The organism is Haladaptatus sp. R4, from assembly GCF_001625445.1.
In the GTDB taxonomy this organism is placed as follows: domain Archaea; phylum Halobacteriota; class Halobacteria; order Halobacteriales; family Haladaptataceae; genus Haladaptatus.
Window position 1 is genome coordinate 985147 of the sequence record NZ_LWHG01000011.1, and the last position, 20792, is coordinate 1005938.

The 20792-nt window shown below is 62.3% G+C and carries 22 protein-coding genes, 1 tRNA gene and 2 pseudogenes; 12 read left to right on the top strand and 13 right to left on the bottom strand.

Annotated elements, in window-relative coordinates:
- Positions 1 to 46: 46 nt before the first annotated feature.
- The 3 genes from A4G99_RS08735 to A4G99_RS08745 form a co-directional block, all read right to left on the bottom strand.
- The gene (locus tag A4G99_RS08735; protein WP_066142001.1) at positions 47 to 520 is read right to left on the bottom strand and encodes a hypothetical protein; all 474 of its coding nucleotides are present in this window, start codon (positions 518 to 520) and stop codon (positions 47 to 49) included.
- Positions 521 to 605: 85 nt separating this feature from the next.
- Positions 606 to 1070 carry a DUF5804 family protein gene (locus A4G99_RS08740; protein WP_066142004.1) on the bottom strand — a complete coding sequence of 155 codons (465 nt, stop codon included), beginning with the start codon at positions 1068 to 1070 and terminating at the stop codon, positions 606 to 608.
- Between the two features lie 78 nt (positions 1071 to 1148).
- A complete protein-coding gene (locus A4G99_RS08745) occupies positions 1149 to 1523 on the bottom strand; it encodes a cyclic nucleotide-binding/CBS domain-containing protein (protein WP_190303725.1) in 375 nt (124 codons plus the stop codon).
- A gap of 66 nt (positions 1524 to 1589) precedes the next feature.
- On the opposite strand from A4G99_RS08745, the pseudogene A4G99_RS08750 reads away from it, so the two are divergent.
- Positions 1590 to 2068, top strand: a pseudogene (locus A4G99_RS08750) (dual specificity protein phosphatase family protein).
- A gap of 57 nt (positions 2069 to 2125) precedes the next feature.
- Here the strand turns inward: A4G99_RS08750 and A4G99_RS08755 are convergent.
- Both A4G99_RS08755 and A4G99_RS08760 read right to left on the bottom strand, forming a co-directional pair.
- Positions 2126 to 2611 (bottom strand): GNAT family N-acetyltransferase, encoded by a 486-nt coding sequence (locus tag A4G99_RS08755; RefSeq protein ID WP_066142008.1) that lies wholly within the window; start codon positions 2609 to 2611, stop codon positions 2126 to 2128.
- 24 nt (positions 2612 to 2635) lie between these two features.
- Positions 2636 to 3247, bottom strand: a complete 612-nt coding sequence (locus A4G99_RS08760) for a metal-dependent hydrolase (protein WP_066142009.1) — start codon at positions 3245 to 3247, stop codon at positions 2636 to 2638.
- Between the two features lie 273 nt (positions 3248 to 3520).
- Here A4G99_RS08760 and A4G99_RS08765 point away from each other — a divergent pair, with 273 nt between their 5' ends.
- The 6 genes from A4G99_RS08765 (at position 3521) to A4G99_RS27100 (ending at position 6826) form a co-directional block, all read left to right on the top strand.
- The gene (locus A4G99_RS08765; RefSeq protein WP_066142012.1) at positions 3521 to 4228 is read left to right on the top strand and encodes a helix-turn-helix domain-containing protein; all 708 of its coding nucleotides are present in this window, start codon (positions 3521 to 3523) and stop codon (positions 4226 to 4228) included.
- A 217-nt stretch (positions 4229 to 4445) separates the two neighbouring features.
- Positions 4446 to 4670 (top strand): hypothetical protein, encoded by a 225-nt coding sequence (locus A4G99_RS08770; RefSeq protein WP_223301779.1) that lies wholly within the window; start codon positions 4446 to 4448, stop codon positions 4668 to 4670.
- 48 nt (positions 4671 to 4718) lie between these two features.
- Positions 4719 to 5345 (top strand): proteasome subunit beta, encoded by a 627-nt coding sequence (locus A4G99_RS08775; RefSeq protein WP_066142018.1) that lies wholly within the window; start codon positions 4719 to 4721, stop codon positions 5343 to 5345.
- Positions 5342 to 6145 carry an archaeal proteasome endopeptidase complex subunit alpha gene (locus A4G99_RS08780; RefSeq protein WP_066142021.1) on the top strand — a complete coding sequence of 268 codons (804 nt, stop codon included), beginning with the start codon at positions 5342 to 5344 and terminating at the stop codon, positions 6143 to 6145. The genes A4G99_RS08775 and A4G99_RS08780 overlap by 4 nt, the downstream gene beginning before the upstream one ends.
- A 97-nt stretch (positions 6146 to 6242) precedes the next feature.
- Complete coding sequence (locus A4G99_RS27095; RefSeq protein WP_223301780.1) at positions 6243 to 6494, top strand: NUDIX hydrolase N-terminal domain-containing protein; 252 nt, start codon at positions 6243 to 6245, stop codon at positions 6492 to 6494.
- Entirely contained in the window at positions 6494 to 6826 is a 333-nt protein-coding gene (locus A4G99_RS27100) for an NUDIX hydrolase (protein ID WP_255359069.1), read from the top strand. The genes A4G99_RS27095 and A4G99_RS27100 overlap by 1 nt, the downstream gene beginning before the upstream one ends.
- A gap of 58 nt (positions 6827 to 6884) precedes the next feature.
- Here the strand turns inward: A4G99_RS27100 and A4G99_RS08790 are convergent, their stop codons facing one another.
- Positions 6885 to 7895 carry a helix-turn-helix transcriptional regulator gene (locus tag A4G99_RS08790; protein WP_066142023.1) on the bottom strand — a complete coding sequence of 337 codons (1011 nt, stop codon included), beginning with the start codon at positions 7893 to 7895 and terminating at the stop codon, positions 6885 to 6887.
- 42 nt (positions 7896 to 7937) lie between these two features.
- Between A4G99_RS08790 and A4G99_RS28675 the strand changes: the two genes are divergently transcribed.
- Positions 7938 to 8072, top strand: coding sequence for a hypothetical protein (locus A4G99_RS28675; protein WP_255359070.1), 135 nt, complete (start codon positions 7938 to 7940; stop codon positions 8070 to 8072).
- A 172-nt stretch (positions 8073 to 8244) separates the two neighbouring features.
- Here A4G99_RS28675 and hmgB read toward each other — a convergent pair whose 3' ends face one another.
- The 5 genes from hmgB to A4G99_RS08815 all read right to left on the bottom strand — a co-directional run bounded on the left by hmgB (position 8245) and on the right by A4G99_RS08815 (position 14571).
- The gene (gene hmgB, locus A4G99_RS08795) at positions 8245 to 9582 is read right to left on the bottom strand and encodes a hydroxymethylglutaryl-CoA synthase (protein ID WP_066142026.1); all 1338 of its coding nucleotides are present in this window, start codon (positions 9580 to 9582) and stop codon (positions 8245 to 8247) included.
- Positions 9583 to 9650: 68 nt separating this feature from the next.
- Positions 9651 to 12338, bottom strand: a complete 2688-nt coding sequence (locus tag A4G99_RS08800; protein ID WP_066142029.1) for an Ig-like domain-containing protein — start codon at positions 12336 to 12338, stop codon at positions 9651 to 9653.
- A 44-nt stretch (positions 12339 to 12382) separates the two neighbouring features.
- Entirely contained in the window at positions 12383 to 12964 is a 582-nt protein-coding gene (locus A4G99_RS08805) for a DUF2150 family protein (protein ID WP_066142032.1), read from the bottom strand.
- Positions 12965 to 13211: 247 nt separating this feature from the next.
- On the bottom strand, positions 13212 to 14060 hold the full coding sequence (locus tag A4G99_RS08810; RefSeq protein ID WP_066142035.1) for a TatD family hydrolase: 849 nt from the start codon (positions 14058 to 14060) through the stop codon (positions 13212 to 13214).
- Positions 14061 to 14106: 46 nt separating this feature from the next.
- Positions 14107 to 14571 carry an NYN domain-containing protein gene (locus tag A4G99_RS08815; protein ID WP_066142037.1) on the bottom strand — a complete coding sequence of 155 codons (465 nt, stop codon included), beginning with the start codon at positions 14569 to 14571 and terminating at the stop codon, positions 14107 to 14109.
- Positions 14572 to 14786: 215 nt separating this feature from the next.
- Between A4G99_RS08815 and A4G99_RS08820 the strand changes: the two genes are divergently transcribed.
- From A4G99_RS08820 to A4G99_RS25865, 3 genes and pseudogenes are all read left to right on the top strand, one after another.
- Positions 14787 to 16367 carry a S8 family serine peptidase gene (locus tag A4G99_RS08820; RefSeq protein ID WP_066142039.1) on the top strand — a complete coding sequence of 527 codons (1581 nt, stop codon included), beginning with the start codon at positions 14787 to 14789 and terminating at the stop codon, positions 16365 to 16367.
- Between the two features lie 175 nt (positions 16368 to 16542).
- Positions 16543 to 18233, top strand: a pseudogene (locus tag A4G99_RS08825) (Na+/H+ antiporter).
- Positions 18234 to 18839: 606 nt separating this feature from the next.
- Positions 18840 to 19010 carry a hypothetical protein gene (locus tag A4G99_RS25865; protein WP_190303726.1) on the top strand — a complete coding sequence of 57 codons (171 nt, stop codon included), beginning with the start codon at positions 18840 to 18842 and terminating at the stop codon, positions 19008 to 19010.
- 224 nt (positions 19011 to 19234) lie between these two features.
- Here A4G99_RS25865 and A4G99_RS08830 read toward each other — a convergent pair whose 3' ends face one another.
- Positions 19235 to 19432, bottom strand: coding sequence for a hypothetical protein (locus A4G99_RS08830; protein ID WP_066142042.1), 198 nt, complete (start codon positions 19430 to 19432; stop codon positions 19235 to 19237).
- Positions 19433 to 19821: 389 nt separating this feature from the next.
- Positions 19822 to 19906 (bottom strand) — tRNA-Leu (locus A4G99_RS08835).
- An 88-nt stretch (positions 19907 to 19994) separates the two neighbouring features.
- Here A4G99_RS08835 and A4G99_RS08840 point away from each other — a divergent pair.
- On the top strand, positions 19995 to 20789 hold the full coding sequence (locus A4G99_RS08840; RefSeq protein WP_066142044.1) for an inositol monophosphatase: 795 nt from the start codon (positions 19995 to 19997) through the stop codon (positions 20787 to 20789).
- The last annotated feature ends 3 nt before the right edge of the window (positions 20790 to 20792 follow it).

Below are 20792 nucleotides of genomic sequence, written 5' to 3' on the forward strand. Positions count from 1 at the left end.
ACCCGCCCACTCCCCATCTCTAGTCGTTCTCCCGACGTTCTCCCGACTAATCGCTCTCCCGGGCTTCGATCAGTACCGCGACGGAGTTTTGGAGGTACCGCATTGCAGTTGCGAGGCTCATCAAGCCGTCCATTACCGCCTGTCTGCTCGCTCCGTCGGGGTAGATGCGATGCTCGAGTTGAATCGAGCGTGCATCCTTGAATTCACACGAACTCCCATCCGCGTCGAGAAACGTGTAAAACCCGGGCGTCGATGCCAGCATCGGACCGATTCGGCCCAGAAGCTCGTTTCGCTCCTCCTCGTTTTCGATGAGCGCCCGTGTTCTCTCAGTATCGAAAGCGGTGTTGCTGACCAAGCGAACCGGGCCGAGCGTGTCCTCCTTGATGAGATGTAGCGGCAGTCGGGCGAGTCGAAGCTGAATGTTGAACTCCGTCCCCTCTTCGGTCACGTGCTGAACGTCGTTGACGACGTTCCCATCTAGCCACGCCGCGACCTGTTCTTCGCTGATTGGCCCCACCATACAGCACCGTCCGCCGAGAACGAGCAAAAGGGTTGTGCCGGGTAGAAGCTCAGCCGAGAACCGTGTTCGAACGGACGAGATCCGTCTACGAGCGGAATTCTTCTTCGGTCACGCGGACGACCACGGTGTCGTCCACGTCGCGCAAATCGTATTCGGGGACGCCATCGACGGTTCGGGCGACGTACATCGGTTCGACGAGTTCTGCGCCGAACTCGTCCTCCACGACGCCGTACACCTTCAGGAGCGGGTCCGTTTCGGCCGGTTCGACTTCGCGGTCGCGCACCCGAGCGGCGAGCTTTCGGGAGAGCCACTCCTCGTCGCTCACGCTCGGGTCGAGCACGAGCGCCTCGTCGACGAACCGAACCAGGTACCAGTTCAGGTCGTTCAACAGCGACGTCGCCGAGCCGACGCTGATGGTCTCCAGTTCGAGGCAGTTGCGATACGGTTCGCGGAGTTGGTAGGTCCCGAGCGCGTCGCGCGCCGTCTCCCTGGAGAACAGTTCGGCGCGCAATTCGACTTCCTCCGAACCGACGAGCAGGACACGGGTCACAGTTTTCGGTGGCAGCGGCGAACTAAAGCGATTTCGTCTTCCACCGAACCCGAAATCGAGTTTCGGTGTGGACGAATCTCAGGAGAGAAGGGTGGTCACGTCGGTGGACGAGACCATCCCAACGTACTCGTCATCGACGACGGGGAGGTGTTTGATTCCGTACGTGGTCATCATCGCGGCGACTTCCTCCATGTAGAGGTCGGGCGTGACCGTCTCGACATCCGTCGTCATCACATCCCCGACCGTTACTTGCGTGGGGTCCAGACCGTCAGCAGCGACTTCCAGCACGTCGGAGCTACTGATGATCGCTCGGGGGGAGGTCGTCACCACGAGCGCGCTGATTTCGTTGTCGCGCATCACTTTCGCGGCCTCGGTGATCGTCGCGTCCTTCGATACCGTCATCAGCGGCGTCGACATCATATCTCTGACTTGTTTTCTGTCGTTATTGCTCATCCATCCCATAGATGTGGCGAGGGACCATTGTTGTTTTGCCGCTACGAAGGGAAAGCAACGGACGAAATGTCCGGGAAGGACGACGCCGAGAACGCACCCGAACTGCTCGTTCGCCCCGTGGGATACGTCGAAGACCGGGCGGTAATCCGTCGCCTCGGCGACCGGGATCTGTACCTCGGAAACCGGTTCGCGGCGCGCCCCGACTATCACGACCGGGAGTTCGATTACGTCCTCTCGGCGTCCACCGAAAGACATCCGCTGACGACACACCACCATCCGCTCATCGACGGGACGGGAAACGAGTGGTCCACGTTCGAATCGGCGGTGGATGCGCGCGCCGACTGTATCGAGCGGATGGCTCCCTACTGATTCACTGCAGGGCGGGGATTTCACGTAGTTCCACGCTCGTCGCAACCACGCTCGCCGCCGAAGAGAATCGGCGGTTTCACGACGCGCTCGCCCTCGTCCAAGAGGCCAGACCGTACGCGATGCCCAACCCCGCACTCCACGAGTTGGCGGTGGTCTACCTCGCCGCGAACCCGTAACCGCGTCGTCGATTTCGACTGCTCGCGCCGACGTCGCTCTGCGTGCGACGGTAGCGACTACAACTCTTTGGCGACCATCTCTCCCCAGTGGTCGAACCCGTGGCGCTCGTAGAACGCCCCGGCGCGGTCGTTTTCGCGGTCCACGTCGAGGACGAGGCGGTCGAGCGGGAGGTTCTGGTCGTCGGCGAGCGCGACGGCGGCGTCCATCAACTCGTCGGCGACGCCCGTTCCGCGGTGGTCCGGACGGACGAAGACCTCGTTCAGGATGGCGGCGTCCCAGATGAACGCCAGTTCGTCCGGGAGGACGAAGACGTAGCCCGCCAGTTCGTCGCCCGCGTCGGCGACCGTCACACAGCGTCCGTCCCGATTCACGCACCACGCGACCCAATCGAGGTAGCGCTCGCGGTATTCGTCGGTCAGTTTCCCCTCGTACAGGTCGGCCTTGTTGTCGCCGCCGGTTCCGCTCCCGAGACCGAGTTCGAACGCCCGTTTCAGCGCCCAAAATTCGTCGGCGTCGCTCGGTTCGTACGGTCGAATTTCCATACCCCCTGTGGGTGTGATAGGGGCTTACTTCTTACGCGATTCCCAGATTCGAAAGCCGAGGATGCCGAAACTCATCGCGCCGAGGAGCAACTGCCGCCCGCTTCGGACGATGGGGAACATCCGCTCCTCGTTGCTCGGGTCGGGTCCCTGCGCGAGGTCGAAGCCGGTATCGTAGTGAGTCGTGTGCGTCGTTCCGTGGGTTTCCGGTTGGAGGAACGTGTCGATGATTCCGTGTTTGTTCGAGAAACTGAGCTTTCCGGAGACGCTGTAGAACTGGTCGTGGATCGGGTAAAAGACGTTCACGCCGTTCGTGAACAGATCGAGTCCGATTCCCGCGCCGACGTAGGCGACGAGTGCGACCCACGCGACACGAACGCCGTACGGTCCCCATCGCTGTTCGATTCTGTTCTCCCCGACGAGGTCGGCGAGCAGGACGATTCCGATCGCTGTCGGGAGGAGGAGGTTGTGAAGGATCGCCCGATGTCCCCCCTGAATCCACAGTCCCAGCAGCGTGTCGAGGTCCGGAAACGCGGCGGCAGCAAGCACCACCACGGCCGCCCGCGTGTCGAAGTGTTCGGCAAGCAGCGACGTGGCGAGTAGGGCCCCCACCGCGACGTGTACCACCGTCGATGGCATCGGGCGATGAACGAGCGCATCGCGGAAAGTAGTGCGGTGGGAACCGTCGCCGTAGGGGACGCATACTTTCGGATGGGAGCAGATAGGGACGGATGGATGTCGGCTGAGTGTAGCTGATTCCGCGATGGGCCTCGAAGCGCTTCCGCCTACGCCGCACTACTCGATTGTGGCGGCGTTTCGCGGCGGACGATTCTCCTTCCGCCATCTCACTTTCGACACCCGTCGAATGCTGGTTTCGATACTCTTTTCCGAAGCTCACTCTCATGCCAAAATATGACAAACGCGCGCCGGACGCTCGCCGAGCAGATTGCGGGCGAGATAACGCTGAGTGACGACCCCGGAGCGACGCTTCGCAAGTGGCGAACCGACTTCGACGTGTCCCAGACCGCACTCGCCGACCATCTCGACGTCTCGTCGTCGGTCATCTCCGATTACGAGAGCGGGCGGCGCGAGAATCCGGGTATCGGCGTCGTCCGCCGCACCGTCACGGCACTGCTCGACATCGACGAACGCCGCGGCGGCGACCGTATCCGACAGTACGCCCGCGTCCTGTCGGCGGGATTCGACAGCACCATCGTCAACGATTTGCGCGAATACCCGACGAGCATCCCGCTCGCCGACTTCTACGACGAAATCAACGCGACGGAACTCGCGTCGGGGACGACGTCGAGCATCACGGGCCACACCGTCATCGACAGTATCGAAGCCATCACCCGCCTCTCCAGCGAGGAGTTCTATCGACTGTACGGGCAGAGCACGAACCGTGCACTCGTCTTCACGAACGTCACGCGCGGGGAATCGCCGCTGGTCGCCATGCGCGTCGTCACTCCGACGCCGAACGCCGTCGTCCTCCACGGTATCGACGCGGACGAGTTGTGGGATTACGCGCCGAAGATGGCCCAACTGGACGGCTTCTCGCTCGCCGTCACGAACTGTGAGAAGGAAACCATGTTGGACGCCATGCGCGACTTCGCCCCGTAACGAACGGTTGGATACTCTCGACTCATCTCGGACCATTTCCGAATCATATCGAGACCGACTGTCCCTACTTCGTGACATAATAAAGGGTGGCGTGGTGAAGGCCATAATTGAACCATATCAGATGTGTCTGATTGGATTAATGAGTGTGGAGAAATCACGGAACGGGGGCGACGGTTGTCGTTCGACGTGTCCGTGGTGTGCTGAAGGTATCGAGAATATGTCTAATTCCGTCCGAATCGCGCCGCCTGACCACCGCCCGCCCGAACATCGTCCCGACGATAGGGGATGGCAACTACACACCGACTGCGCCGCCGAGTGGCGCGAGTTCGTGACCCACCTCCGAACCATCGCGGGGCGTGGCGCGTTCCGGGCGCTCGTCGAAGGACCGCTCTCGGGTGACGTCAACGACATGGTCGAATGGGAGTTACCTGACACGAGCTAAAATATATTTTAGCTAACACTTTTCCGCTCTCCAGCCTTTCGTTTCACCATGTCCGATACCATAGTGAAGACCGGTACGACGACGGTTGCGTTGACGACCGACGAGGGCGTCCTCCTCGCCGCGGACCGCCGGGCCAGCCTCGGCGGTCGTTTCGTCTCCAACAAGAACGTCCAGAAAGTGCAGGCCGTTCACCCGACGGCTGCGCTGACGATGGCGGGCGGCGTCGGCAGTTTGCAGGCGTTCATCCGCACGCTCCGCGCCGAAGCCTCCCTGTACGAAACGCGCCGGGATACGTCGATCGACATGGCCGCGCTCTCGACGCTCGCCGGGAACCTCCTTCGCAGCGGTCCCTACCGCGCCGACCAACCGACGCTCGGCGGCGTCGATGCGACCGGAGCGCACATCTACAGCCTCGACCCCGCGGGCGGCGTCATGGAAGACGACTACATCGCCGCCGGAAGCGGAATGCAACTGGCCTACGGTGTTCTCGAACGCGAGTACGACCCCGACCTCTCCCTCGAAGGCACACGGCGCGTCGCGGCCAACGCCGTCGAAAGCGCCGTCCAGCGCGACACCGCCAGCGGCAACGGTGTGACGATTGCCACGGTGACGAGCGACGGCGTGGAAATCGAGTCGTACGACGAGTTCGCGGAGATCACGGAGGTGGCAGCATGAACGGCGGACAACAGCAGGCCTACGACCGCGGGACGAACATCTTCTCGCCCGACGGCCGCCTCTATCAGGTGGAGTACGCCCGCGAAGCGGTTCGTCGGGGAAGCGTCAGCGTCGGCGTCCGCGCACGGGACGGCGTCGTTCTGGCGGCCAAAAAGGCCGTCCGGTCGCCGCTGATGGAGGCGACGGCCATCGAAAAGCTTCACAAAATCGACGACCACATCGGCGTCGCCAGCGCGGGCCACGTCGCCGACGCCCGCCGACTCGTGGACTTCGGCCGCCGCCGCGCTCAGACCGACCGCCTGCGTTACGATGAACCGATGGGAATCGATCCGTTCACCAAGGCGATGGTCGATCACGTGCAGGAGTTCACCCAACAGGGCGGCGCGCGGCCGTTCGGCGCGGCGCTGCTGATTGGCGGCGTCGAACCACGTTCGACGGATTTGTCGAGCGGGGTGACCCCGCGAGACGGTGTCGAACCGACTACCGGCGAGGACGAACCGCCCCAACCGCGGTTGTTCGAGACCGACCCGTCTGGGACGTTCTACGAGTGGCAGGCGACCGCCATCGGCGCGGAAGACGGGACGGTTCGGGAGTACCTCGAAGCCAACTACGACCCACAGGGTTCGGTCCAGTCCGGCATCGAACTCGCGCTGTCGGCGCTCGCGGAATCCGAAGAAGGTGGCCTCTCGCCCGAGGAAGTGGACGTGGCGACGGTCGCGCCGACCTACCAGGCGCTCGGCATCGAGGAGCGTCGGGAGACGCTGGAGTCGTTGGACCTGCTGGACGAACGGGCGTCCTAACGGCGGTTCGAAATTCGGTTCTCGTTTTTCGGCGTGAAATGGTTACCGGACGAAGGGCTGACTGAGGATTAAGGTCGTCCGAGTAGGAGGTCTCGATGTGAAATCGAACCTCCTCGCGCTCTTGGACGAACTCCGAATCATCGGTCAGAACGGGCTTCGATATGCGGATAACCATCACGACGAACGGCGGTACGGTCGAATACTCGACCTGGTCGCGGAACACTACGGCCAAACGCTCGCGGTGAATCCGGACGACGTTCGCGAACGGTTCGCCGAGGAGGTCGGGCATATCACGCCGAAAATCGCGGCCGGTGCCGCGATTTTGACGACGACGGACGAATCCTGTTGATGAAGCGCGCCGACAGCGGTGAGTGGATGGTCCCAGGCGGGTTCCTCGACCCGGGTGAGGGTCCCGAACGGGCGGTGGTTCGCGAGACGAAAGAGGAGACGAATCTCGATGTTCGAATTCGGACGCTGGTCGGCGCACACTACCAACCAGCGACCGAACACCACGTCAACGAAGCCGTCGGACTCGTCTACCTCTGTGAGCGCTTGGGCGGAACGCTTCGAGGGTCGGAGGAGAGTTCGGACCTCGGGTATTGGCACATCGAGGACGTTCCGGTGTGGCACCGCGATTTTCACGAGATAGCGTACGAAGCACGTGACGTGTGGCAGCAATGACACGAGGCGACATCGAACTCGTCGTGAGCAGGTGGTCGTCGCAGCGTTTCTTGACCTCTCAGGACGCGGTCTGCCCCGTTTCGCGCACCGTCACGACCTCCAGATTCGAGGCGACGAACAGCGACAGCACGTCGCCGTCCACCGCCGTCGAAACCCGAACGCACCACGGGTCCTCCGAGACGACTGCTTCGCGCCACTCCTCGCCGACGTTCCAGACGGGGCGCTCCCGGATGTCGATGCCGTGGCGGTGGTAGAACGAGATGACCGCCGGATGCTCCAGCACCGCGAGCGTGACCGGCGAGCGAAGCCGACAGCCACAGCGCTCGCAGTCGAACTGGACCTGCGGGCGGCGGTGGTCGGCTTCGTCGTTTTCTGCATCGTGATACTCCACGTGTGCGTTCGCCGGGGCACTGCACTCCGGGCAGACGCCGTCGGCCATGAGCGACAGGCGGTGGCGGTGGTGCCGGTCGAACGCCGTCAGCAGGCCGTCGGGGTCGTGGGCGCGGTGGCCACCGGGCGGAAACGGTAACGTGAGCGTCGGGCGTTCGCAGGCCCGGCATTCGACGACGACGTAGTTGTCCTCGCCGTGGGCTTCCAGTTCCTCTTTGCCGCAGAACGGGCACGGGTCGCCGATCCGAATCGGGTCGAAATCCACGCTATCGGTGTACGTCCCGGCGCGAATCGCCCGCGCGATTTCCCGCCCGGCGTAGGTCAAGGTGTATCCGCCGTCCGTCTTCCGGACGAAGTGCTCGGCCAACTGTCGCAGGTGGTACGAAAAGCCAGCCGTATTGTCGGCTGGCGACGCCTCGAACAGGTCCGAGAACGCCAGCGTGTCCTCGCCGTCCGCCTCGGCGTCGAGCAGCGCGCGGAGCGCGGCCATCCGAACCTCGTTGCCGAGGACGCCGAAGGCGTCCGTCGGGTCCACTTCCTCCGCGTCGGATTCGAGGACGAGTTCGGGTTCGGAATCATCTTCGAACTCGGTTTCGGCATCGAGTCCGGTATCGAGTTCGGTTTCGACTGTCTCCGGCAGTTCGTCCGCCGTCTGGGGTTCCGGCTCGGTTTCGGTCATTTCGTTCGGTGTGGTTTCGGGTGGATTTTCGGAGTCGGACGTGTGTCGCTTAGTTGCACGGACGGGCGCGACTCGGATAAGTCGTCCGCTCACGGCGACTACGTGGAGGAAAACAGCAAGTGGGACGACTTCAACAGACGGTGGTTCTTCGACTGGAGAGCAGACTTCAGCGACTAGGCAGAAGGCACACCCGACGGCGGATGCTTCGCTCGCCACCGCTTCGCGTTGGCTCGCCTCCGCGCCCAACAACGATTGCAGTCGTGGTGAAGGACAGTTCGCAGAAAATAGACCCGCAGCGCAAAACGAAAATCGCCGTTCTTCCCGGCCGTCTTTGTCCTTCTCCGCCGTCTTATTCGACGTACTCGTAGACGCGCTCGTCCATCTCGCCGCGGCCGGTGAAGACGAACTCGTCTTCTGGTTCGGTGAAGTCGTCGAGTTCGACGCGCTTGTCGTGGTTGTGCCGGTCGTGGACCTGCTCGTACTCGTCGTAGGAGAGGTTGTAGCGGTTCCGAATCTGCTCGTCGATGGAGAGTTGGTCGATTTCCTCATCCCAGCCGTCCTGGACGGTTTCGGCGTGGATTTCGGCCTGTGCGCCGCTCCCGTAGGAGCCGACGAGGAGCTTCTTGCCGACCATTTCCATGTCGTTTTCGGCGGCGTACTGGAGCGCCGAGGCGCGGGCGATGTGGACCGACCCGGTGTACCAGTTGCCGACCTCGCGCGAGATGCGCAGCGTCGGTTCGATGGTGTTCGCGTACCACTCCTGGTACTGTTCGGTCGCCTTGAGGTCGTCCATGTACGCGCTGATGGCTTCCTCGAACTGCTCGCGGTTGTCGTAGTCCTGCTCGCGGGGTTGGTGGCCGATTTCGGCAGCGAGGTCGTCTTCGATTTCCGTGTCCCGAATCGTGTGGCGGAAGGCGAACAACCCGGCCTTGCGGACCATTCCGGGGAACGGCGTGTGGTACGGACCGAAGACGTAATCGCCGGGGTGGGTCTCCCCACCGGCGCGCTCGAAGTCCTCCAGCGCCTCGCGCATGCGGGCGAGGTACACCTGCATGGACCGCTTGCCGTCCACGCTGGGGAACTGCTGGTTGGGCTTCAAGAAGTCCGTTTCGTCGGCGCTGCCGTAGCCCTGTTCGGTCGAGAGTTCGACGAGGGACGGGTCCTCGCTGATGAGCATCGCCACAGCACCGGCACCCTGCGTGGCCTCGCCGGGGTCGCCGCGGGCGTACAGCGCCGTGTCGGTCGCGATGACGAGCGCGGAGCGCCCGCGGTTGCGGCCCGCCTTGATCCAGTTGTAGGCGTCGTCCAAACTCTGGGTTCCGGCGATACAGGCGAACTTGCGCTCACCTTTGTTGGCGTGGTGGAAGTCGCCGTCGTACACCTGTTCGAGACAGCCCGCGATGTACGTCGAGACGGGCTTGGAGTTGTCGAACGCGCTCTCCGTGGCGACGTCGATACGACCGATGTCGTCCGGCGTCAGTCCCTTGCGCTTCATCAGTCGATGGGCCGCGTTCGCGCCCATCGTCACGATGTCCTCGTACGCGTCGGGGAACGAACTGGCGTTCAGTCCCAATCCCTTCGTGTAGTACGCCGGATCCTTGTCTTTGACCGGTGCGACTGTCTCCGGGAGGTCGAGTTTCAGCTTCCCAGTCCAAATTTCGATGGCGTCGATACCGACGGCGGTCATTCTTGCCCCCACGTTGCATAACACAGTATAAGTTTTTGTCGATAGAAGTATCGACGGTCGTCGAAACGCTATCCGGCCGTGTCGGATCGCTCGACGGAGTCGACGACGATGCCGTCCGAATCGTAGACGAGCAGTTTTATCGTGAATTTCGTTCCACCGCCGTACCCGCCGTCCAACCGGAACGTGCCGTGGCGGTCCGTGCTACTGTCGTATACGGCGTCCCCGTTTCCGCGGCTGATGGCCGCGCCGGTGACTCTGCTGAAATCGCTTCCCGACGAGAGGTCGTAGTCGAGCGTGTATCGCGGTTGGCCGTATTTCGTCCGGTCGTCGACACTGTACGAGTCGATGGTCGCGCTGTCGGCGGTGCTCAAGTCGTCGTTTCCGTCCGGATCGAGGCTGTCCGCTTCGTCCGTTATCGACCGCTCGGCCGCGACGTACTCCGTCCCGTCGGCGTGTTCGTAGACGACCTGCACCGTCATTCGCCACCGTTCGTCCGAACCGTAGTTCAATCGGTAGGCGGCACTGCCACGCTTCGACGCGGACGCGTTCGTCTCCTTCGCGTCGTTTCCACGTTGAAGGTCGTCGGTGACGACTTGCACGCGCTCGAACGACGAATTGGTCCCCGTCACGTCGTAGGACGTGGTGTATCGCACCTTGTCTTGATCCACGTGCGAAAGGTCGTCCACTCGCATTTCTATCCGTGGCGTTCGCGCGTCGCCGTCGCCGTTTCCATCGTTACCGTCGTTCCCGCTCGGAACGAACGTGACCCGCTTTTCGCCGGTCGTCCCGTTCTCCAAGCGATAACCGACGGTGACGGTCACCCGTTTCCCAGCCATGTCCACGTTCCGATACCCGTTCCGGTAGCTACCCCGGAACAGTTCGTACAGCGAGAACGTCGCCGTCCCGTCGCTCGACACGACGGGGTTGTGGCCGTGTACGCGACCGTCGTCATCGAGGTCGTATGAGTTCCTGAGGTAAGTTCCGTCCCGGGCGGTCGGGAAATAGAGGTCGCTGAAATCCACGTACCCCGAGTCGTGGTCCGTTTCGACGACGACTTCGCTGTGCCCGACCGAACCGTCGTCACCGGACCGGTCGGCGATGACATTGATACCGGTGTCGGCGGGATCGATCTCGACGTTCGTGATCGCGGCGGATTGAGCGAACCCGTTCCGCAGGCTGAACTCGACTCCGCCCTTCGTGTCGCCATCGTCCGGCCCATCGACTGCGATGGCGTCGTTCCCGTACACGAACCGACCGGGTATCCCGTCCGTTCGAACGACGTGGACGAGGACCGGGTCGGCGTCTCCGCCGCTCGCGGCGAGCAGTCTCACGTCGCCCGTCGAACTCGCCTCGATGGTCGTCCGCACTTCCCCGTTCGAATCCGTCGTCGCGCTCGTCGGCGACGTGCTCAGGATCCCCGTTCGGTTGAGACCGAAATCGACGTTCGTCCCCGTGACGGGTTGGTCGTCGTAGGTAACGTTCGCCGTCAGCGTGGCGGACGGGCGCTCGCTCCTGTCGAGGGTACACTCGTCGAGCGAGGGGGTACAGTCGAGTCCGTTCGACGCAACCCACTCGACGTCGTAGCTTCCACCGCCGCTCCCACCTCCAGTGCCGCCTGCAACCGCGTGGATGGGGAACTCGACGCGCTCGCGTGCCGCGCTGCCGTCGTCGATGGAGAGCGTCACCGTTTCGTCACCCGGTGCAGTCGCGTCGTATTCGAACCGAACCCGTCCCTGGTCGTCCGTCCGATGGCTTCCCGCCGTCGTCCCGCCGCTCGCGTTCACGGTGACGCCGCTCACGGGGTTGTTGTACCTGTCGCGCACCTCCGCGACGAGCGTCGTCGTCGTTCCGACTGCCACGTTCCCGCCGCCGCTGACGTTCGTGATGTACTCCTCGCTCGTGGCTTTCGTCCCCGATCCAACGCCGATCTTCGCCATTCGAAGGTCGTAGGTGACGGGGGACCCGTTTTCCTCTCCACGGAGCGTGAGTTCGAGGATGCCGTCCTCGACGCTCACGCTCTCGACGTAGCCGTTCGCTTTCTGTTCCGCGAGCAATCGGTTCCACTTCTCCTCGGAGAGGGCCGTCGGCACGCGAATCGTTGGGTCGCTCCCGTCCGACTGCACCGAAATCGTGCGCGTCACGGTCGAAGGACTCAGCGCCTGTGGGTCGAGGCTGACCGTTCCCGACTGCGCTCGGGAGAGGTTCCCGTCCAGCGTGACGAGCGTGATCCGCTTTCCTTCGACGAGTTGCTGGCCGGTCAGGGTGGCGTTGCCGTCACGTCCGCGGTTGTAGACAACGGAGCTTTCGTACACCGTGTCGGGCGCGCTGCCGTACTGGTTGTAGTCCGGCGCGTAGACGAGCGACCGGGTCGAAAACGAGTGTTCGCTGGCGTCGAAATAGTCGGCCGTCTCCGGGTCGGTCGCCTTCAGGTTCTCGATTTCGACCGTTCCCGATTCCCGCGTTCGGAGTGTTCCCGAGGCGGATGGTGGGTTGACGAAGAGGACGTGTCCGGGATACTGCGTGCCGAGCGTGACCGATGTCGGTTGGCCTGCTCCGGTCGCGGCCGTGCGGAGGATCGCGTTGCGTACGTCCTGCATCTGGCTCTGTACCCGCTCGTCGTGACGAAATTCGACCTTCGCGTTTTGACTCGGGATGGCAGTCGCCTGATACAGCGACATGGCGACGACCAGCGTGGCGAACAGGAGAATCGCGCCGACCTGCACGGTCACGCCACGGTCGTCCGACCGGAACGTCATGCGTGAGACAGATACGTGAAAAGGATAAAAAACCTGTTACTCGATTACTCGTCGTCTTCTTCGACGAGCTCCGGGTCGCTCATCGCGCTCTGAAGGCTGTCGAGGCCGTTTACCCACTCCGTAACGAGACCGTAATCCATCTCCTCCATGATTGATATGTCGAGTTCGTCACCCGCGAAGATGCGCGTTCCACCCGCCGCGACGAGACCGAGCGCGGAGTCCAAATCCTCCGCTTCTTCGGCCTTCTCGGCTTCGATGATGTAGTCCTCGACGGGCGCGTCCTCGGCGGGCCCCTGTGCGACGTACTCCTCCGACGCGTAAAACACGCAGAGCAGGCTCGTCTGGACGCCGTCGATGAGCATCGCTTTCTCCTCGTCCTCGAATTCGACCTCGCCGAGGACGGTCTCTCGGATGTCGGTGAGTTCCGAGAGGGCCGTCTCCTCGTCGATGTCCTCGTCGTCGTACGCGGTGACGATTTTGGCGACGGCGATCGCCACGTCGTCCTGCAGGTTAAGCAGGAGCCGTGCGGAATCCTCGTCCTCCGGATCGATTTCCTCGTCCTTGATTCTGTCCAACCAGTTCTGCCAGCGTTCTTCGGAGTAGAACTCCTCTGGAGGAGCGCTCATACCTCTTTCGTGCGTAGCACGATTCATAAATCCTCCGAGGCTGCCTCAACAGGGTGAGACCGCCCAAAACGGCCGAAAAACTCATGCTACACCGGGACGTGCGGATGTTTCGCCGTCCATCGACGTTAGGATAGCCCCAAACTGATCAAAAAGCCTGCACGATGGCCGTGTGATCGGTTGGCAAGTAAAAACCGACTCCCGAGCGACGGCTCACGTCGAGAGCGTCGCCTCGGAGTTGAGCGACAGGTCACTCCGTGAGCGTCGCCTCGGTATCGAGTCCGTACACCAGTTCGGGAGTCGAGACGTGGGCCGTTCGAATCGCCTCGTCGTACCCCCGTTCCTGCATCCACGACACTCGTCGGGGGACCGTCTTCGGCCCCATTACCGCACCGGGACGGTCGGGGTCGTCGATGAAGTCAGTCTCCATCAGGAACGGTTCGCCGCGCTCGACGGCGAGTTCGAGGCGGTCCTTGTCGCTCATCACGCTCGGCGTCACACCCGCCAGTTCGCCGCCCGCGTAATGCTTGACCACGCGTTCCGGTGGCAAGCCTGCCGCCTCCGCCCACTCGGCCACCTCGGTCAGATCGTCCGTCGCTTCGGTGTGCAGTTGAACCGCGCTTCCGGTCTCCGCGCCCAGTTCCAGTGCGCGTCGAAGGACTGCGTTCGAGGCGTCCCACACCTCGTCGGTCACGTCGTAGTGCGGTCGTCCGGATTTCAGGGCGACGGCCCGCCCGTCCGCGACGTACTCCGCGGCGACTTCGAGTCCCGATTGCATCAGGTCACGCGCGTTCGCGGGCGTGAAGTCACGGTCGTCCACCAGTTTCGAGACGAGTCCCGGATGCACGCCGAGGACGGGCCACGCTCGGCCCGGCAGAATTTCGTTCGCCCGTTCTACCACCTCGACCGTCGTGTCGAAGACGGTTCGAAAGTCCGCACCCGTTTCGGCTTCGACGCCGAGCAACCAAGACGGCTTGTTGACGACGAGTAGGTGTGTGCCGCCGCTCCGTGCGAAATCCTTGACCGCTTCGACGCCCCGGCCGTGGTCGGGGTCCAGATGGAGGTGATCGTCGAGTACCGGCGTCCCGAGGTCGTTCATACGTGTTCGTTGGGTTCCAGCGAAAAAACGCCCGTGGTTTTTCGATTTACTCGTCTTCGAGGACGAACGCCTCGTGGGCCGCGTTTTGGAGCGCGTCCGACCGGCCGTACTTGCCGGGCGCGATGGCGACCGTCCGAATCCCGTTTCGGGCCGCCTTTTCGAGGACGGGTTTGAAATCCGTATCCCGGGAGGCGATTGCGAGGACGTCCACTTGGTCATCGAGCGCGAGTTCGGTCGCGTCGATGGCGAGCTTCACGTCCACGTCGCCGCTCGTGATGACGACCTCGAAACCGCGTGCTTCCGCCGCCTGAATCAACCCCGGTGTCGCGTGCTCGTCGAGGTACAGACGCGACGTCGCGAGTTGTCCGAGTTGCCGTCCCGCCGCTCGAACGTCGTCCAGATCGACGTCGAAGTCGTCCCGAAGGACGTTCGGTCCGTCGACGAAGAGTGCAACAGTTCGTTCGTGTTCGTCGCCGTCTCCCTCGTGGAGAGACCGCAAGCCGCCGCTCATGGTCCGAGATAGACGATAGCGGGACATAGCGGTGGCGGTTCGTTCTTTGCCCGACCTATTACCAGAGTGATTGATTTAACATCAGTAAACTTGTTCAGCACAGAATTAATTAATACTCTTAACTCTAGCTTTTATTTATTTGTTCGGGCGGAAAGATTTCAGCATCTCTAATGGATAAAATTTAAATACATATGCGAACTTCGTTAACTTGCCGTATGGCAGACGACAACATATCGCGGTTCGATAGACGTACATTCCTCAAAGCAACAGGTGCAGCCGGTGCGGCGGCGGCCATGAGTGGCGTTACGATGGCGACGCCCGGTCGTGAGCCCGGACCGAAAGAGGACGAGATTCTGGTCGGCGTTTCGGCCGGTCACGGTGACATCGAACAGGCAGTCACCGCAAAATCCCCGATGGACATCAACGTCGTTCACAAGAACGAACACCTGCGCTACGTCGCAGTGAAGCTCCCGAGCGCGATGCCCGACTCGGCCCGACAGAGCTTCATCGACGCAATCGAGAAGCGCGAAGGGATCAAATACGCGGAGCAGAACACGACGCACTCGACGTACCTCACGCCGGACGACCCCAAATTTAGCCAGCAGTACGCGCCACAGATGGTCAACTCCGACGACGCGTGGGACACCACCCTCGGCAGTCACGACGTCACCATCGCCGTCGTGGACACGGGTGCACAGTACGACCACCCGGACCTGCAGGCGAACTACAAATCGGACCCCGGAAAGGACTTCGCCGACGACGACAGCGACCCGTACCCGGACGCGCCGCAGGACGAGTACCACGCGACCCACGTTTCCGGCATCGCCGCCGGTGCCATCGACAACGGCACCGGTGTCGCAGGACAGGGTAACTCCTCGCTCATCAACGGCCGTGCGCTCGACGAGGGCGGCAGCGGTTCCACGTCCGACATCGCGGACGCCATCCGCTGGGCCGCGGACCAGGGTGCCGACGTCATCAACATGTCCCTCGGTGGCGGTGGCTACACGAGCACGATGAAGAACGCGGTTACCTACGCCTCCAACAACGGCGTCTTCATCGCGTGTGCAGCGGGTAACGACGGCTCCGGCAGCGTCTCGTACCCGGCGGGATACAGCGAATGTCTCGCTGTCTCCGCTATCGACTCGAACGGAAACCTCGCTTCCTTCTCGCAGTACGGTAGCAAGGTCGAACTCTGTGCCCCCGGTGTGGACGTCCTCTCGACGACGACCGAAACGCGCGGTTCCTACGAGAAGCTCTCGGGTACCTCGATGGCAACCCCCGTCGTCTCCGGCGTCGCCGGACTGACGCTCGCACAGTGGGATCTCACCAACTCGGAGCTCCGAAGCCACCTCAAGAACACGGCCGTCGACGTGGGCCTGTCCTCGGATGAGCAGGGCAGCGGCCGTGTCGATGCCTACAACGCCGTTACTACCGATCCCGGCAGCGGAAGCGGCGGCGGTGGCGATGGCGGCAGCGATTCCACGAGCGGATCCGCCAGCGGTTCGCTCTCCGGCTATTCCGACTACGCCGACTACACGTGGTCGTGGAACTACAGCAGCCCGAGCCAAGTCGTCGTGGAACTCGACGGACCGAGCGACGCCGACTTCGACCTCTACGTCAACACGGGAACGTCGAGCGCGGCGAGTCCGAGCAGCTACGACTACTCGTCCACCACCACGAACAGCCAGGAAACGATCACCATCGACAGTCCCGACACGTCCACCGACATGCAGATCGACGTGGACTCCTACAGCGGGTCGGGTAGCTACACCGTGACGATCACGGAATACCAGTAATTCCCATTCGATTGGTCCCCTCCTCTCGTTCTCACAGCCGAAGAGTGACGACGTTGCGAAATTTCCACCGCGGTTCGCTATCCGCCGGTTTCGAACTACGGCAGTGGAGCCGTCTCCGAATTTTACACCGGATGACACCACGCGGTTTATCCCTCGCTACGACAAATCGTCGGTCATGGTCGAGCCGACTGGAATCACCGCCGGACTCATCAACCTCCTCGCCGTTTTCATCATCGCGGCGAGCGTGGGTGTTTTCGTTGCCAAAGTCGGACGGTTTCCCTACACTATCGCCCTCCTCCTCGCCGGACTCGCCGTTTCGATACTCGGTATCAACATCGACATCACGCTCACACACGACCTCATCCTGCTCGTGCTGTTGCCGCCGCTCCTGTTCGAGGGCGCGGCGACCACCGACCTCGATAGCTTCCGCGAGAACCTCGGGTTAGTGTTGACGCTCGCGGTTCCCGGCCTCATCGTCTCGATTCTCATTCTCGGGGTGATGGGCCACTACGCCTTCGGCTATCCGCTGTTGCTCGCCACGCTGTTCGCCGCGATGATCCTCCCGACCGACCCGGTGTCCGTCTTGGCGCTGTTCGAGGAACTCGGTGCGCCCGAGCGGTTGTCGGTACTGGTCGAGGGCGAGAGCCTGCTCAACGACGGCGTCGGCGTCGTCGTCTTCTCCGCGCTCTTCGTGCTCGTGAAACGGTCGGTGGAGAACGACATCGAACTCTCGAAACTCATCACCCCGAAGGTCATCGGTAACACAGCGATCGAAATCGTCGTCGCCAGTATCGGCGGTTTGGTCGTCGGCCTCGCCGCTGGCTACCTCATCTACCGCGTCATGGTCAACCTGGACGAGCACATGACCGAAATCGTCCTCACGCTCATCCTCGCCTACGGGAGCTTCCTGCTCGCGGAACACTACTTCCACGTCAGCGGCGTCATCGCAACCGTCACCGCCGGACTCCTCATCGGCAACCGCGGCGCGGAGTACGCGATGAGCCCCCAAACGAAGATTTCCGTGTTCAACACGTGGGACACCGCCGCGTTCCTCGTCAACACGCTCATCTTCGTCCTCATCGGCGCGAAGACGCCCATCCACCAGATGGTCGATAACTGGCAACTCATCGTCATCGCCATCGTCCTCACGCTGGTCGTCCGCGCCATCACCGTCTACCCCTTCACCGAGGCGGTCAACCGATTCACTCGGAGCGATATTCCGTTCTCCTATCAGCACGTGATGGTGTGGGGTGGCCTACACGCCTCGATTCCCATCGCGCTCGTACTGGGGCTTCCGTCGAGTTCCCGCACATCGGGGAACTCCGTTCGATGGTGTTCGGCGTCGCCGCGTTCAGCCTCATCGTCCAGGGGCTGACGATGAGCAACCTCCTCGACCGCCTGAACATCGTCACCCGAACCGAGACCGAGGAACTGTACGAACTCCTCCTCGGGCGCGCGCGTGCGGTCGATTCCGCGCTCGAAGCCGCCGACCGCCTCCACAACCGCGGTGACCTCCCGGGCGACGTGTACGACGACTTCCGCGGCGAGTACGAGGCCGAAAAGGACGACCTGAACACGACCATCTCCCGCCTGCTCCACGAGAACCCCGAACTCCGCCGGGAGGAACTTCTCGTCGGCGAGCGCCGCGTCCTCAAACAGGAAAAGAGCGCCGTCATGGACGCCATGCGCTCGGGCGTCATCAGCGACGACGTGGGTGAACGACTGTTGGAGGAAGTGGACTTGAAACTCGACCGCGTCGATACTGGTCAGAGCACTGTCCGCGACGACCCCGACAACGAAGCCTACGAGGAGTTCTGGCGCGCTCGCGTGAAGGAGTACGGCCTCGATACGTCCTCCGGCGACTAGGAAAGCGACAGTGGGGAAGAGTTGTAGTCGGTTCTGCTTTTCTCGGAAGTGCAGTAACTGAGAAGACGACCCAGAAAGTTCTCGCGCGTTCGCTATGAGACGTGTTTGATTGATGTGTGGTTGCAGCTACTGAGAGGCAGTCCTCGAAAGCCCTCGCCACGCTCGCGGTTGTTGTGCGGGATATTCTGGCCTCTTCGCCACGTTCGGCCAGAATAGTGGCCCACACAACAACCACGATAAACGCGAGCGGGCGGCCCCTTTCATTCCACCGTCAGAGCAAAGCTCTGACGAGGACACCCAAACACAGCACCGCGACGTCCCCACACACCTCCCCAGCCGATTCCTCCGGGAGAGCTTCGCTCTCCCGTGCTCTCGCTCACTTCGTTCACGAGAACTCCGCTCGTCGCTAGCGCTCCTCGGTCGTCATCCCTCGCACGCTATCGGCACCGACCGTCGGCAAACCACTTGCCTCCGGCCGGTGTCAGCGCGAGCCACCCGGCTGGACGGGGTAGCCGATACTGACCAACTGCACGGCGCGCGAAGGCGCACTACTGTGCGCCCGCGCGAGGGACGAGCGACCAGCGGGAGCGAGGAGGCTGGGGAGGCGTGTGGGCGGCGGCGGGGCGGATGCGGGGCGGGGTGGGACTGAAAGGGGCCGTCGCTCGCGTTTACGTGGTCGTCTACACGAGCAACTATCCGCACGCGGTGCGGACGCGGATATCTCGTGGAGCGACCGCGAGCGGGCGGGGGCTTTCGAGTCGTCTTCTCGGTAACTGAAATCGCAAAACTAGGAAAGTCGTGTCATAACGAGCGTGGCGAGGGCTTTCGAAGTCGTCTTCTCGGTAACTGAAATCGCAGAATCATCAACCACGACTTGGAGCGGGGGCAATTTTCGAGGCGGTTTACGTCCCAGCAACTCCACTAACAAACTAACCAAACATGTCTCTTCAGAACCGACCGACGACACCACTCTTACGAAAAAATCAGCGTTGAATCCGCTGTTACGATCCCCTGTTGCAGCTGTAGCCAGTTGGGTACTCTCCAACCGTTTCAATCGAGATGCTGTCGAGTCCCTCACAATGGTCGTGAATCAACTCCAGTAACTCCTCGTCCACATCGGCGGGACCGAGTCCGTTGAGACGTAGGATAGTCTGTTCGGTGACGGTACTCTTTTCTTGAGAAGGTTCGTTGTTTGGCATGCTTCGATAGCCTCGAAGCAATCGGGGTCAGTGCTCTGACACTGGCCTTTCAGCGAATACCCCGATTACTTCCCGTGGGAATTTTGACTACGACGAGTTAATTCTATTGGTTTGTGAGGTTGAAAATTCGGCAGAAACCAGCGTTTTGAACCCCGAACTCACCTCTCTCCAGTTCGTTGCCATCGCTCTCTATTTATTGTCGTCAGAAGTTTTGCGAGAGCCTGTGGTTAGGCCCCTTCGCGTTGTTGCGAGGGAAGAACGCTCGCTGCGGTCTTCCTGCACTCGTGTGAGTGCGAGGGAAGGGAGTTGAACTACATCCAGACGTTCCGTCTGGCCTCATTCAACGCCCTTCGTTCGCAGTCGTGCGCTCAGTTGATTGCGCACAGACATGCGAGGGAAGGGAGTTGAACCCTTGGACCTCTACAGGAGCGGATCTTGAGTCCGCCGCCGTTGGCCGGGCTTGGCTACCCTCGCACGCAGTTTCTATTCCATCCTCCGGGTGTTAAAACGTTCCGAATCGAGAAACGACACTCCTTTTCCATATCGCCGCGCCTCTCGAACCATGACGAACGTCGATTCCCGCCTCGAATTGGCCGAACGCGCCGCGACCGCAGGGAGCGAAATCGCGTCCGAGGGCTTCCGACACGACCTCGCAGTCGAGACGAAATCCAACAAGACGGACGTGGTGACGGAGTTCGACCGCCGGAGTCAACGCCGTGTCATCGAGGTTATCGAAGCCGAGTTTCCCGACGATGCAATCGTCGGCGAGGAGGAAGACGCGCTGAAGGAAGTCCCCGCGGAGGGCGACGTGTGGGTCGTGGACCCCATCGACGGGACGAACAACTTCGTCCGCGGGATTCCGCTGTGGACGACCAGCGTCGCGGCGGTCCGCGAGGGCGAAACCGTCGCGGCCGCGAACGTCTGCCCGGCGCTGGGTGATGTCTATACGGCGAACGAGGACGGCGCGTATCTGAACGGCGAGACGATTTCGGTCAGCGACCGCACGGACCCCGAGACGTTCACGGTCTGTCCGACGATTTGGTGGGAGTTCGACCGGCGGGACGAGTACGCCGCGACCGTCGAGGGAATCGTGAAGCGCTTCGGCGACATGCGTCGGTTCGGGTGTGCCCAAATCGTTCTCGGGATGGTGGCCAGCGGTGCGCTCGACGGCACCGTGACGAACGTCGTCCCGAACCCGTGGGACACGGTCGCGGGCGTGTTCATGGTTCGGCGGGCGGGCGGAACGGTGACGGACATTCACGGCGACTCGTGGACGACCGAAAGTCGGGGATTGGTCGCTTCCAACGGGGAGGCACACGACGACGTACTCGCGGCGGCTCGCGAGGCGGAAAAATAGCAT

What these genes read in the sequence shown, in the direction of transcription:
- A4G99_RS08780 (WP_066142021.1), top strand. Translation starts at nt 5,342, where the DNA reads ATGAACGGCGGACAACAGCAGGCCTACGACCGCGGGACGAACATCTTC.
- A4G99_RS08840 (WP_066142044.1), top strand. Translation starts at nt 19,995, where the DNA reads ATGACGAACGTCGATTCCCGCCTCGAATTGGCCGAACGCGCCGCGACC.
- A4G99_RS08820 (WP_066142039.1), top strand. Translation starts at nt 14,787, where the DNA reads ATGGCAGACGACAACATATCGCGGTTCGATAGACGTACATTCCTCAAA.
- A4G99_RS08790 (WP_066142023.1), bottom strand. Translation starts at nt 7,895, where the DNA reads ATGACCGAAACCGAGCCGGAACCCCAGACGGCGGACGAACTGCCGGAG.
- A4G99_RS08810 (WP_066142035.1), bottom strand. Translation starts at nt 14,060, where the DNA reads ATGAACGACCTCGGGACGCCGGTACTCGACGATCACCTCCATCTGGAC.
- A4G99_RS08815 (WP_066142037.1), bottom strand. Translation starts at nt 14,571, where the DNA reads ATGAGCGGCGGCTTGCGGTCTCTCCACGAGGGAGACGGCGACGAACAC.
- A4G99_RS08765 (WP_066142012.1), top strand. Translation starts at nt 3,521, where the DNA reads ATGACAAACGCGCGCCGGACGCTCGCCGAGCAGATTGCGGGCGAGATA.
- A4G99_RS27100 (WP_255359069.1), top strand. Translation starts at nt 6,494, where the DNA reads ATGAAGCGCGCCGACAGCGGTGAGTGGATGGTCCCAGGCGGGTTCCTC.
- A4G99_RS08800 (WP_066142029.1), bottom strand. Translation starts at nt 12,338, where the DNA reads ATGACGTTCCGGTCGGACGACCGTGGCGTGACCGTGCAGGTCGGCGCG.
- A4G99_RS08805 (WP_066142032.1), bottom strand. Translation starts at nt 12,964, where the DNA reads ATGAGCGCTCCTCCAGAGGAGTTCTACTCCGAAGAACGCTGGCAGAAC.
- A4G99_RS08760 (WP_066142009.1), bottom strand. Translation starts at nt 3,247, where the DNA reads ATGCCATCGACGGTGGTACACGTCGCGGTGGGGGCCCTACTCGCCACG.
- A4G99_RS08830 (WP_066142042.1), bottom strand. Translation starts at nt 19,432, where the DNA reads ATGCCAAACAACGAACCTTCTCAAGAAAAGAGTACCGTCACCGAACAG.
- A4G99_RS08770 (WP_223301779.1), top strand. Translation starts at nt 4,446, where the DNA reads ATGTCTAATTCCGTCCGAATCGCGCCGCCTGACCACCGCCCGCCCGAA.
- A4G99_RS08745 (WP_190303725.1), bottom strand. Translation starts at nt 1,523, where the DNA reads ATGAGCAATAACGACAGAAAACAAGTCAGAGATATGATGTCGACGCCG.
- hmgB (WP_066142026.1), bottom strand. Translation starts at nt 9,582, where the DNA reads ATGACCGCCGTCGGTATCGACGCCATCGAAATTTGGACTGGGAAGCTG.
- A4G99_RS08755 (WP_066142008.1), bottom strand. Translation starts at nt 2,611, where the DNA reads ATGGAAATTCGACCGTACGAACCGAGCGACGCCGACGAATTTTGGGCG.
- A4G99_RS08775 (WP_066142018.1), top strand. Translation starts at nt 4,719, where the DNA reads ATGTCCGATACCATAGTGAAGACCGGTACGACGACGGTTGCGTTGACG.
- A4G99_RS08735 (WP_066142001.1), bottom strand. Translation starts at nt 520, where the DNA reads ATGGTGGGGCCAATCAGCGAAGAACAGGTCGCGGCGTGGCTAGATGGG.